This window comes from Pseudomonas sp. MWU12-2029 (assembly GCF_023242425.1).
GTDB classification, from domain to species: domain Bacteria; phylum Pseudomonadota; class Gammaproteobacteria; order Pseudomonadales; family Pseudomonadaceae; genus Aquipseudomonas; species Aquipseudomonas kribbensis.
In genome coordinates this window covers 218600-231242 of sequence record NZ_JALJDY010000009.1, presented here as the reverse complement: position 1 = coordinate 231242, position 12643 = coordinate 218600, and the positions used below count along the sequence as shown (strand labels likewise).

11 protein-coding genes are annotated in these 12643 nt (G+C 60.8%); 2 read left to right on the top strand and 9 right to left on the bottom strand.

Going from position 1 to position 12643, the window contains the following annotated elements; translation table 11 throughout:
* Nucleotide 1: 1 nt before the first annotated feature.
* Both M5B44_RS22410 and M5B44_RS22405 read left to right on the top strand, forming a co-directional pair.
* Nucleotides 2-1621: a DUF2300 domain-containing protein gene (locus M5B44_RS22410; protein ID WP_248740524.1), complete on the top strand. Its 1620-nt coding sequence runs from the start codon at nt 2-4 to the stop codon at nt 1619-1621.
* Nucleotides 1622-1624: 3 nt separating this feature from the next.
* A complete protein-coding gene (locus M5B44_RS22405; RefSeq protein ID WP_248740523.1) occupies nt 1625-2437 on the top strand; it encodes a YfaP family protein in 813 nt (270 codons plus the stop codon).
* Between the two features lie 894 nt (nt 2438-3331).
* Here the strand turns inward: M5B44_RS22405 and M5B44_RS22400 are convergent.
* From M5B44_RS22400 to M5B44_RS22360, 9 genes are all read right to left on the bottom strand, one after another.
* Nucleotides 3332-4069 (bottom strand): helix-turn-helix transcriptional regulator, encoded by a 738-nt coding sequence (locus M5B44_RS22400; protein WP_114885775.1) that lies wholly within the window; start codon nt 4067-4069, stop codon nt 3332-3334.
* A gap of 221 nt (nt 4070-4290) precedes the next feature.
* Complete coding sequence (gene ppa, locus M5B44_RS22395; protein ID WP_007933577.1) at nt 4291-4818, bottom strand: inorganic diphosphatase; 528 nt, start codon at nt 4816-4818, stop codon at nt 4291-4293.
* 112 nt (nt 4819-4930) lie between these two features.
* On the bottom strand, nt 4931-5743 hold the full coding sequence (locus tag M5B44_RS22390) for a zinc-dependent peptidase (RefSeq protein WP_248740522.1): 813 nt from the start codon (nt 5741-5743) through the stop codon (nt 4931-4933).
* Between the two features lie 4 nt (nt 5744-5747).
* Nucleotides 5748-6404, bottom strand: coding sequence for a DedA family protein (locus M5B44_RS22385; protein ID WP_085712304.1), 657 nt, complete (start codon nt 6402-6404; stop codon nt 5748-5750).
* A 238-nt stretch (nt 6405-6642) separates the two neighbouring features.
* Entirely contained in the window at nt 6643-7104 is a 462-nt protein-coding gene (locus M5B44_RS22380; RefSeq protein ID WP_085712303.1) for a GNAT family N-acetyltransferase, read from the bottom strand.
* A 115-nt stretch (nt 7105-7219) separates the two neighbouring features.
* Nucleotides 7220-8053: an ethanolamine ammonia-lyase subunit EutC gene (eutC, locus tag M5B44_RS22375; protein WP_371320987.1), complete on the bottom strand. Its 834-nt coding sequence runs from the start codon at nt 8051-8053 to the stop codon at nt 7220-7222.
* Nucleotides 8050-9444: an ethanolamine ammonia-lyase subunit EutB gene (locus tag M5B44_RS22370; protein WP_248740520.1), complete on the bottom strand. Its 1395-nt coding sequence runs from the start codon at nt 9442-9444 to the stop codon at nt 8050-8052. The genes eutC and M5B44_RS22370 overlap by 4 nt, the downstream gene beginning before the upstream one ends.
* Nucleotides 9445-9515: 71 nt before the next feature.
* Complete coding sequence (gene eat, locus M5B44_RS22365) at nt 9516-10886, bottom strand: ethanolamine permease (RefSeq protein WP_119428909.1); 1371 nt, start codon at nt 10884-10886, stop codon at nt 9516-9518.
* Nucleotides 10887-11087: 201 nt separating this feature from the next.
* A complete protein-coding gene (locus tag M5B44_RS22360; protein WP_085712299.1) occupies nt 11088-12608 on the bottom strand; it encodes an aldehyde dehydrogenase family protein in 1521 nt (506 codons plus the stop codon).
* Nucleotides 12609-12643 lie beyond the last annotated feature (35 nt).

Sequence of the window (12643 nt, the reverse complement as noted above, 5' to 3'; positions counted from 1 at the left end):
CATGACCCGGCCGCTGCTGTGGCTGATGCTGTGTGTGATTCCTGCGCTGGCGACGGCGCAGGATGAACCGTTGCGCGTGGCCTACAAGGGCGAGTTGCTGTCGCTGAACACCACGCAACTGATCGCCCGCGAGCCATTGCCTTCGTCGCTGGAGGCACCGCTGGGCAGTTTGTGGAAGGTGTTCGTTTACGCGTGGCTGGTGGATACCGGCGCGCAAGAGCCGGCATATGAATGTCGCGGGCAGTCGAAGGAAGAGGTTTATTGCTGCAGCGCGGGCGGCAAGATCGAGCGTGATCAGGCGCTGGTGAAATCCTGCGGGCTGTATTTCGAGCCGGCGCGGTTGGGCATAACTGCTGGCGATTGGAGAACCTATTGGCAGGCGCGACAGGCGCCGTCGTGGTTGCTGGACCTGCCATCGGTGCAGCCGGCTACCCGGGTTTCCGTGGCTGACTTGCTGAAGGTTTTGTCTTGGTTGCCGGCTCAGGATCAGATGCGCCGGTTGCTGCTTGATGTCGTCTTGAATGCGGCGGACGGTAATGTCGTCGGTGAGCTCGGCGGGCGCTTGCGGGTGAAAACCTGGAGCTGGCTTGGCGATCAGGATTCTAAGTCACGCCAGGGCGGTTTTGCTGGCTGGACGGCGGACGGCTCGCCGATCTGGGCCGGTGGCCGGGGTACCAGTCAGATGGTTCTGCGGCATTACGGTGCTGCGTTGGCGACGGTGTTGCCTGCTTCCTGGCCGGCGGACGCGGGGCGATGTGTCGAGGTCGGTCTGTTTTCGCGCTATCCGCTTGCCCGGGTTCTGGCCGGTGATCGGGTGGCGGGTTCGGGTCCGTTGCAGGGCGATTACCGTGTCGAATTCGCCAACGGCAATGCGCTGGATATCCACAGCGATGGCGAACTGTTTCTGCTCAACGACAAGCTTGTGGCGCGGCTGGATCGCGAAGAATACGTCGCTCGGGTGTTGGAGCGCGAAGCCAAACCGGAACCCGCCGAAGCGGCCAAAGCGTTGGCCGTGGCGATCCGCACGTATCTGCTGCAAAACGCCACGCGCAACGGCGAATGCCTGAGCATCGATGACAGCAGCACCCGCCAACGGGTCGCACCACGTCCAGCCTCTGTCGAATCGCGCAACATCGCGGCGTGGACGGCGGATCTGGTATTGGCCGGCAGCACCGTCACCTATCACTCCGATCAACCCGGCCCCGACAAACTCGCCTGGCAACAAGCCGTCGAACAAGCCAATGCCGGCCAGCGTTACGACGCGATCCTGCTGCACGCCTATCCCCGTGCCAGCCTCAGTCGTTGGGACAACCCGGTGGCGTCCTGCGAAGCGCTGCCCGCCGCGCAGGACTGGCTGCAGAAGCAGCGGCGTGGCTGGCGTCCGAGGCTGGAAAGCGAAACCGGCTACAACGAAGTCAGCACCTTCGCCGTCTGCAAACTCGCCTTCGGCCGGCCCTTCGTCGACCGCGAACGCCAGCGCATCTACGTGCGCGGCGTGCTGTCGTTGCAGGATCGCCTCGACCTGACACACGAATACCTGCACCTGGCCTTTGAAGCACACCCCAACGGCCAGGATGAAACCTACATCGAAGGGCTCGCCCGTCACCTTTTGCTGGAATAGACCATGACACTCCGTTATCCACAGGTCTTGCTGTTGCTCTGCGCCCTCAATGCATGGCCGATGGCGATGGCCGCCGACAGCGTCAAACTCGACACCCCGGTCGGCGGCTGGCGCAGCGGCGCGCCCGAGGGCGACGGCGAAAACTTCCGCCAGACCGTCAACTACCCGGCCTCCTCGGTGAACACCCCGGTCGGCCAGGCCAACACCGCCCGTATCAGCGGTGAAATCAAGGCCACGCCGAAAAGCAAAGAGCCCGGCCGGCTGATCGTCAATGGCGTCAGCATGCCGTTGAAAATCGACGACAGCGGCCGCTTCGACCGCCCGTTCTCCTTCCCCAAAGGCAGCAACAGCGTCGAAGTCCGCAGCCCCGACGGCCAGCAACGCCACCGCACCCAGTTCCTCAACGCCAACGGCGGCGCCACCCCGGCCAAACTGCGCGTGCTGCTGTCCTGGGACAGCGACGGCACCGACCTCGACCTGCATCTGATCACGCCTGACGGCGCGCACATCTGGTACGGCGACCGCGTCGCCCCCAACGGCGCCGCCCTGGACGTCGACGTGACCACCGGTTACGGCCCGGAAATCTTCGCCATGCCGGCGCCGATCAAGGGGCAGTATCTGGTGTATGTGAATTATTTTGGTGGTGGTTATCGCGGAGATGACGAGGGCGGGGAAGAGTCGGTGCAGCCGTTGACTACCGCGCAGGTGACGGTGATTACCGAAGAAGGGACGCCGAGCGAAAAGATGGAAACGTTCGTGGTGCCGATGCGGGCGGTGGGGGAGTTGACGTTGGTGAAGTCGTTCAGCTATCCGTGAGTCAATCGGGGAAAACGCCGCACAGTGCATTGCCTTCATATCCGTGAACGATGGGTCCCAGCACCATGAATGGACCACAAGCGTATAGCGGAGATGGCACTTTTTGCTCGGTGTCGAGCAGAACGAGCTCGTTTCCGAACTCATCTTTGCCGAAGGATTGCTCGGAGTACGACGTGCACACCGGCAGTTTCAACGGCACTGGAACTACTAGCGCCCAGACAGTAACTCCGCACCATTCTCGGACAGGTGTCGATTTTGCTGTTCTGGTGATCTGTGGGGGAGTCGAGCGGTAGTTTTGTACTCTGTAGGCGTCGGTTTTGAGTGTGGTTTTTTCAGGGAGGGAAACGCCTACTCCCACGCATGCTGTCAGGCTGAGGCATATAGTCGAAACCAGTCCGACGTATTTCAGGCGTGAACTCAGGGCAAACGGGAGCAATCTAGAACGTCCTTGTAGTGCTTTAAGCATCGAAATTGCCAAGAGCTTTTTTGCTGAACAATTGTGCAAGTAGTGCCTGCACAATTTGTGTGTTGATCAGCAATTAGCTGAACGGCTCTCGAAAACCACTTTTCCGACAGGCATTAAAAAGCCGGCTTGTGGCCGGCTTCTCGGGGACTGGCTTGGTTTATTTTTGGTAAACCGCGCCAGCCTTCAAAACGTACACCCGGATCTTGCGTCCGGCTGTGGGACTTGGTCAGACAGTGGTCTGCCGCGTCAGGCGTCATCTGGGCCGCTGGGCGGGTCGATGCGCGAATGTGGGGCGCAGGATACTGAGTTTTGCTTCTGATTCCCAGCTTGAAGTGCGGTTTAGAGCGATCAAACTGGAGAAATCCAGGATTTGTACCGACTTTCCGGGCCTCATCGCCAGCAGGCTGGCTCCCACCACACCGGGTGATTCAGAGAAACGGCACCACCGGCCGCCGCTTGCCCAGTGTCGACCACCAGAACACCCACCCCAGTACATGAATCCTCTGCTCCTCGATCTGCGCGGCGCGGAAGATTTCGTCCGGATATTCGGCGCTGTTATGGCTGCGCAGACGCAGGGCGTTGCCGGGCATGCGGTGCAGGTATTTGATGCGCAGCATACCGTCGTGTTCGATGGCGTAGATTTCCCCGTCCACCACCTGGGTGAGGCCGCGGTCGATGGCGAGGGTGGAGCCGTCTTCGATTTTCTCGGCCATGCTGTTGCCGATCATGTGGGTGCAGATGGCGTCGGTGTGGCGGATTTCCAGGGCCTCGAGGTGGCTGCGGGGCAGACGGATAGTCTGCTCCGGGTCCTTGATGACGTGGGTCTTGTCGGAGCCAGGGGCAGTCGGGGCTTCCTTGTAGAGCGGCAGCTCGATGTCGTTGGTTTCGAGCACCGTATAGACGCCCTGAATCGCCTGGGCATCCAGCGTGTCGCCGGCGGTGTAGAGGTGCGGTGCTTCTTTCGGCCCTTCGCCGGTCTTCAGCCACTGGCTGTTGACGGACAGCAGGCGCGCGACTTCTTCCATGCGGTACGCGGGTACGCCCCGGGTGTACCAGTTATGAACGTTTTGGGCTTCCGTGCCCCAGAACTTTGCGAATCCCGTGGTGGTGATGTTCGCAGCTTCCAGGAGTGCCTTGAATCTTGGACCGCTAGTGTTCTTTCTCATAAACACGAGTCTACGGCCGGCCTAGAGCGGTTTGAATAAACCATGCGTTCAAAATCGAGGCAAATTTTGCGACGGGATGTAAGACGTACTTGTGGGAAATTACACACAGCAAAACTTTTCTGTAGGTCGCTATAAACAAGCCGTTTAAGCACCTTTCGACCAGGCACAAAAAACCCCGGATCAACCGGGGTTTTCTTCAAGCGTGTCGCAGGTCGCAAGGCTTAGCCTTTGTAGGCAGCAACCGACTTGGTGATCGCGGCGCGGGCAGCGTCAGCGCCGTCCCAGCCTTCGATTTTCACCCATTTGCCTTTTTCGAGATCTTTGTAGTTCGCGAAGAAGTGCTCGATCTGCTGGATCAGCAGAGCTGGCAGGTCGGTGTATTCCTTCACGTCCACGTACAGCTGGGACAGCTTGTCGTGTGGGACTGCGATGACTTTGGCATCGCCGCCGCCGTCGTCGGTCATGTTCAGGATGCCGACCGGACGCGCGCGGATCACCGAACCTGGAGCAACCGGGTAAGGGGTTACGACCAGCACGTCCAGGGGATCACCGTCGTCAGCCAGGGTGTTCGGGATGTAACCGTAGTTGGCCGGGTAGAACATCGGGGTGGCCATGAAACGGTCAACGAACAGGCAATCGCTGTCTTTGTCGATTTCGTATTTGATCGGCGCGTGGTTGGCCGGGATCTCGATCGCGACGTAGATGTCGTTCGGCAGGTCTTTGCCAGCCGGAATCTTGCTGTAGCTCATTGGGCGTTGCCCCCGTTAGTAGACCAAAACACTTGGCCGGATTGACCAAAAAGTGGCGGCGATTATAGGCATATTCCACCCGCGATGCCATGCACCGAAGGTCGTCCAGGCCTTACTCGTGTGCCTGATAGACCGGGTCCGTGGCCTGAAGTTGCTTCAGTCGTGCCAGCGGATCCTGTCGGTAGAAAAGCTGCAGCTGCGCATACACCTGTGGATAAGCCTCGTGCAGCAGATCCGGGGCGCTGAAAAAGTACTCGCTGGTGACGGCGAAGAACTCGGCCGGGTTCTCGGCGGCATACGGGTCGATGGCGGTTTCGGCGTCCGGATGGCGGTCGAGCTGGCGGTTGAGGTCGTCATAAGCTTTTTGCATGACCTCGGCCCAGTCGCTGACGCGCATGTCGGCGTGCAGCGGTGGCAGGCCGTTGGCGGTGCCGTTGAGCATGTCGAGTTTGTGCGCCAGCTCGTGGATCACCAGGTTGTAGCCTTCCCAGCCACCACTGGCCATCACTCCGGGCCAGGCAAGAATGACCGGCCCCTGTTGCCAGGCTTCGCCGCTGTGTTCGCCGTCCCACTCATGCTCGACGCCACTGGCATCGCGGTGGCGCTGGGGGCTGAGAAAGTCGTCGGGGTACAGAATGATTTCGTGGAAGCCCTGATACCAGTTCAGATCGCCAAGGTGCAAAAGTGGCAATTGCGCCTGGGCGGCGAGCAGCAGGCGTTGTTCCTGGTGCAGTTCGACGCCGGGCAGGGCGGTCAGGTGCTTGTCTTCGAGGAACAGGACGCTGGCTTCGCGCAGCCACTGATCTTCCGTGGTGCTGATGCCGTCGAGGAAGCTCAAGTGGTGACGCACCCGCTGCCACATATCATCGGCAATCGGGTGCTTCGCCAGAGTGCGCCGGCGTCGCCAGGCGCTCAGTGACCACATCGGTTCAGCGCGATTCGGCTTTGGAACCAGCGCCGCCGAGGCGGCTGCGCAGCATGCCGATGATCATCGGCACCAGCGACAGCAGGATGATGCCCACCACCAGCAGCGACAGGTTCTTCTTGATGAACGGTACGTTGCCGAAGAAATAGCCCAGGGTCACCAGGCCGCCGACCCACAGGATGGTGCCGAATACGCTGAAGCCGAAGAAACGCGGGTAAGGCATTTTGGCGACACCGGCGACGAACGGCGCAAACGTGCGGATGATCGGCAGGAAGCGCGCCAGGGTCACGGTCTTGCCGCCGTGCTTGTCGTAGAAGTCGTGGGTCTGTTGCAGATAATCGCGACGGAAAATCTTCGAGTTCGGATTGCTGAACAGCTTCTCGCCGGCCGTTCGTCCGATCACGTAGTTGGTGCTGTCGCCGAGAATTGCCGCCAGCATCAAAAGACCGGCCAGCAGCACCGGGTCCATACCGCCGCCTGCAGCCACTGCGCCGGCGATGAACAGCAGCGAATCACCCGGCAGGAACGGCGTGACCACCAGGCCGGTTTCGCAAAAGATGACCAGAAACAGGATGGCGTAGATCCAGGTCCCATAGTTGTTCACCAGCATATCGAGGTAGACGTCGAGATGCAGAATGATGTCGATCGGGTTGAAATCCATGTGGGCACCTGTGGTGATGGCCCGACTCGGCAGGCCTGTGCGGATGATTCGGTGTAAGCCTACAAGCGGGTGTAGTTTTTCTTACAAGCCGGAAAGCACAGGATTATACGATCTGATAGGTGAAAAGCGCGTTGGTTTTGTAGCGGGGCATTTCGAGGGGGGAACGAGGTGCAGGCCTTTGTGGCGAGGGAGTTCGTACCTTCGCCACAAGGGCCTGCATCCGCACTGTTAGAAAAAATCAGAGTTCGTCGCTGATCGGCAAAATGTAGTTCTTGAACTCGGTGTCTTCCTTGAATCCGATGGATTCGTAGGTTTTCTGCGCCACTTCGTTGTCGCTGCTGGTGGATACACGCATGCGCACGGCCTGGGTTTCCTTGGCCATGCGCTTGGCGGTGCGGATCAGGTTGTCGGCGACCAGCTGGCGGCGGGCATCTTCGGCGACATAGATGTCGTTGAGGATCCACACGCGCTTGAGCGACAGCGAGGAAAAGCTCGGGTAGAGCTGGCAGAAGCCCATGAGCTTTTTGTCGTCGTCATCGGCCAGGGCCAGATAAATGACCGATTCCTTGCGCCGCAGACGCTTTTCGAGGAAGGCCCGGGACGAGTCCGGATAAGGCAGTGCGCCGTAGAACTCACGATATTTGACGAACAGCGGGGCCAGCAGGTCCAGGTGTTCGAGGGTCGCTTGAATAATCCGCATGATAGGTCTCGTCTTCAAGTGGCTGTCTTCAACTGCTCTGACGGCGATGGGAAACCCGGGCGGCCGTGCATCGATCCTGCCTGAAACCGGCGCAGTAAGGCAATGCGGAAACGGTTCAGGCGGGGGGCGGATCGAGTAGGAAATTACTCTTCATGTCTGCACCGGCTTCCGATTCCAGCGTCTGAACCTGCGCTTCGTCCTTCAGATTGACCCCCGACAGCTGCCGCCGACAGGCTTCGCGCATCAGATACAGCAGGCGGTGGGCCGCCATGCCGTAGCTCAAGCCTTCAAGCCGCACATTGGAGATGCAATTGCGGTAGGCATCGGTGAGGCCGACCTTTGGATTGTAGGTGAAATATAAACCGAGGCTGTCCGGCGAACTGAGTCCGGGGCGCTCTCCGATCAGCATCACGACCATTTTGGCGCCCAGCAACTGGCCGATTTCATCGCCAACCGCCACCCGACCTTGCTCAACCAGCACCACCGGCGCGATTGACCATTCGTCGGCGGTCATCTGTTCTTCCAGTCGGGAGATGAACGGCAAGGTGTGGCGATGCACCGCCAGCGCCGAGAGGCCATCAGCCACGACTATGACCAGATCCACCCCGCCCGGATGTGCCAGCGCGTATTCGCGCAGGGCTTGTGCCGATTGATCGCTCAACTTGCGCCCCAGATCCGGGCGTTGCAGGTAGCTGTTGCGATCCGTCGCCGCGCTGTGCAGCAGCAGGCTGTCGCGCTGGCGTTCGGCCAGTTGGGCGCTGAGCCCGGCGTGATCGAACGGTAGATGCACGGCATCCCGGGCCTGCGCGTGGGCGTACTGGAAATCCAGTTGTGCGCGGGTCGGCAGGCTGGTGCCGGTACGGCCGAGGGCGATCCGCGCCGGGGTCAGGCGACGCAGCTCAAGCCAGGGGTTCTGTGGATCGACGGGCGGCTTTTCCATCTGACTCATCCCAGTTGCGCCAAGGCCTGGCGAAACGCCGGCGGCAGGTTGTTGCCGAAGCGGACCTTGCCGTCCGCCTGGGTGAAGATGCCCATGTTCGCCAGCCACTGCTCGAACTCCGGCGCCGGTTTCAGGCCCAGGGTCTGGCGCGCATAGAGGGCGTCGTGGAACGAAGTGGTCTGGTAGTTGAGCATGATGTCGTCGGAGCCGGGGATGCCCATGATGAAGTTGATCCCGGCCACGCCCAGCAGGGTTAGCAGGGTGTCCATGTCATCCTGGTCGGCTTCGGCGTGATTGGTGTAGCAGATGTCGCAGCCCATCGGCACACCAAGCAACTTGCCGCAGAAGTGGTCTTCGAGGCCGGCGCGGATGATCTGTTTGCCGTTGTAGAGGTATTCCGGGCCGATGAAGCCTACGACGGTGTTCACCAGAAACGGCTTGAAATGTCGTGCCACGGCGTAGGCCCGGGTCTCGCAGGTCTGCTGGTCGACACCGTGGTGGGCGTTGGCCGACAGCGCGCTGCCCTGGCCAGTCTCGAAATACATCAGGTTCTGCCCGAGAGTGCCGCGATTGAGGCTCAGGCCCGCTTCATAACCTTCCTGCAACACGTTCAGATTGATGCCGAAACTGGCGTTAGCCGCTTCGGTGCCGGCAATCGACTGGAACACCAGATCCAGCGGCACGCCACGGTTGATCGCCTCTATAGAAGTGGTGACATGAGTCAGCACGCAGGCCTGGGTCGGAATGTCGTAGCGCTGGATGATCGCGTCGAGCATTTCCAGCATCGCGCAGATCGAGGCGATGCTGTCGGTGGCCGGGTTGATGCCGATCATCGCGTCGCCGTTGCCGTACAGCAGACCGTCGAGAATGCTCGCGGCGATGCCGGACGGTTCGTCGGTCGGGTGATTGGGTTGCAGCCTTGTGGATAACCGTCCACGCAGGCCGAGGGTGCCACGGAATTTCGTCACGACGCGGATCTTCTGCGCCACCAGCACCAGATCCTGCACGCGCATGATCTTCGACACGGCGGCGACCATTTCCGGTGTCAGGCCGGGGGCGAGGGCACGGAGGCTGGACTCGTCGGCCGCTTCGCTCAAAAGCCAGTCGCGAAAGCCGCCAACGGTGAGATGGCTGACGACCGCAAAGGCCTGTTTGTCATGGCTGTCGATGATCAGTCGGGTGACTTCATCGGCTTCGTACGGAATCAGCGCTTCCTGCAGAAAATGGCTCAGCGGGATGTCAGCCAGTGCCATTTGCGCGGCCACCCGCTCGCCATCGTTGAGCGCGGCGACGCCGGCCAGGAAGTCCCCGGAGCGCGCCGGACTGGCCTTGGCCATCACGTCCTTGAGGCTGTCGAAGCGGTAGGTCTGGGCGCCGACGGTATGGGCAAATGCGGCCATGGGGCGCGGTCCTCCTGAATGAATGCTTTTAGTGCAGACACCGAGCCTGAGGCCCGGTGCCGGTGCAACTTCTAGATACCTTCGAGCATAGCGTCTGCCGGTGCTTCGGAGCGTTGCTTGGCGGTCAGCTGGAAATACAGGTAACCGGCAGCCATGAACCCGAGGAACACGCCACCGATCAGGGTGTTGAACCAGGCCATTGCCACCAGGCACACCACTGCCAGAAACAGCGCGATCCCCGGCACGATCGGATAGCCCGGAGCACGGAAGGTGCGCTCAAGGTTCGGCTCGGTTTTACGCAGTTTGAATAGGCTGAGCATGCTGATGATGTACATCACGATGGCGCCGAACACCGACATGGTGATCATCGCAGCGGTGAGGCTCATGCCTTGCAGATTGACCAGGCCGTCGCTGTAGATTGCGGCGATGCCGATCACGCCGCCGGCCAGGATCGCCCGGTGTGGGGTCTGGAAACGCGAGAGCTTGGCCAGGCTTTTCGGCAGATAACCGGCCCGGGCCAGGGCAAAGAACTGCCGCGAGTAGCCGAGAATGATCCCGTGGAAACTCGCCACCAGCCCGAACAGGCCGATCCACACCAGCATGTGCATCCACGTCGAATTGTTGCCGACCACGGCTTTCATCGCTTGGGGCAGCGGGTCGTTGATGTTCGCCAGTTGGCGCCAGTCGCCGACGCCGCCAGCCATCACCATCACGCCGATGGCCAGAAACACCAGGGTCAGTATTCCGCTGACATAGGCCTTGGGAATCGTGCGTTTCGGGTCCTTGGCTTCCTCGGCCGCCATGGCCGCGCCCTCGATGGCGAGGAAAAACCAGATCGCGAACGGAATGGCGGCGAAGATCCCGGGAATCGAGCCGAGGCTGAATTCACTGGAGCCCGACCAGCCATTGAGCACGAAGTTGCTGAAGCTGAAGCCCGGCGCGACCACGCCCATGAACACCAGCAGTTCGGCAACCGCCAGTACGGTGACCACCAGTTCGAAGGTCGCGGCGATGCTGACGCCGAGGATGTTCAGGGTCATGAACACGAAATACGCGCCGACCGCCGCGACTTTCGGATCAAGCTCCGGATATTGCACGTTGAGGTAGGCGCCGATGGCCATGGCGATGGCTGGCGGGGCGAACACGAATTCGATCAGGGTGGCGATCCCGGCGATCAGTCCGCCTTTCTCGCCAAACGCCCGACGGCTGTAGGCAAACGGCCCGCCCGCATGGGGAATCGCGGTAGTCAGTTCGGTGAAACTGAAGATGAAGCAGGTGTACATGGTCGCGACCATCAGGGCCGTGACCAGAAAACCCAGGGTTCCTGCGGTGCCCCAGCCGTAACTCCAGCCGAAGTATTCGCCGGAAATCACCAGGCCGACGGCAATGCCCCAGAGGTGCAGGGTGCCGAGTGTGGGTTTGAGCTGTGTGGTGGAAGTCATAAGTCCTCTCTGTCTTTTTTATTGTTCGATCTGTTGGACTTTCGGGTGCAGCGGTTGAGTGAATGGATGCTGTTCACGCAGCGGCGGTGTTCACACAAATCCTGAATGACGGGTACGCAAGGCCCGTGCCAGAGCGGCCAGGCCAGGGTTTGTCATCGGGATGAAAGGGGCGACACCGATAGTTCGGTGCCGCCCGGTTTTTTAGAAGAAGCCCAGCGGGTTGATGTCGTAGCTCACCAGCAGGTTTTTGGTCTGCTGGTAGTGGTCGAGCATCATCTTGTGGGTTTCACGGCCGACGCCGGACTTCTTGTACCCGCCGAACGCGGCGTGCGCCGGGTACAGGTGGTAGCAGTTGGTCCACACACGACCGGCCTTGATGGCGCGGCCCATGCGATAGGCGCGGTTGATGTCGCGGGTCCAGAGGCCGGCGCCAAGGCCGAACTCGGTGTCGTTGGCAATCGCCAGGGCTTCGGCTTCGTCCTTGAAGGTGGTGATGCTCACCACCGGGCCGAAGATTTCTTCCTGGAACACCCGCATCTTGTTGGTGCCCTTGAGCAGGGTCGGCTGGATGTAATAACCGGAGGCCAGGTTGCCTTCGAGTTTTTCCACCTTGCCACCGGTCAGCAGTTCGGCACCTTCGCCCTTGGCGATTTCCAGGTACGAAAGGATCTTGTCGAATTGCTGCTCGGACGCCTGGGCGCCGACCATGGTGTCGGTGTCGAGCGGGTCGCCGCGTTTGATCTGGCTGACTTTCTTCATCACCGCCTGCATGAATTCGTCGTAGATCGACTCCTGAACCAGCGCGCGGGACGGGCAGGTGCAGACTTCGCCCTGGTTGAAGAACGCCAGCACCAGACCTTCGGCAGCCTTTTCAATGAAGCTTGGCTCGGCCTGCATGATGTCTTCGAAGAAGATGTTCGGCGACTTGCCGCCCAGCTCCACGGTGGACGGGATGATGTTTTCGGCGGCGCATTTCATGATGTGCGAGCCGACCGGGGTCGAGCCGGTGAACGCGATCTTGGCGATGCGCTTGCTGGTGGCCAGGGCTTCGCCGGCTTCTTTGCCGAATCCTTGCACCACGTTGAGTACGCCCGGTGGCAGCAGGTCGCCGATCAGTTCCAGCAGCACGCTGATGCCCAGCGGGGTTTGTTCGGCAGGTTTTAGCACCACGCAGTTGCCGGCGGCCAGGGCCGGGGCGAGTTTCCACGCGGCCATCAGGATCGGGAAGTTCCACGGGATGATCTGGCCGACCACGCCCAGCGGTTCATGGATGTGATAGGCGACTGTGTTGCCATCGATCTCGGCGGCGCTGCCTTCCTGGGCGCGCAGGCACCCGGCGAAATAGCGGAAGTGGTCGGCGGCCAGCGGGATGTCGGCGTTGAGGGTTTCGCGGATGGCTTTGCCGTTGTCCCAGGTTTCGGTGATCGCCAGGGTTTCGAGGTTCTGTTCGATGCGATCGGCGATTTTCAGCAGGATCAGCGAGCGGGCCTGGGCGGAGGTCGAGCCCCAGGCATCGGCGGCGGCGTGGGCGGCGTCCAGGGCCTTTTCGATGTCTTCGGCAGTGGAACGCGGGAATTCGGCGATCGGCTGGCCATTCACTGGCGAGGTATTGGTGAAGTACTGACCTTTGACAGGCGCGACGAACTCGCCGCCGATGTAGTTACCGTACTTGCTCTTGAACGAGACCTTGGCGCCTTCAGTACCGGGGTGAGCGTAACGCATGATGATGTTCTCCTTGGCTTTGTACTTATTAGAGA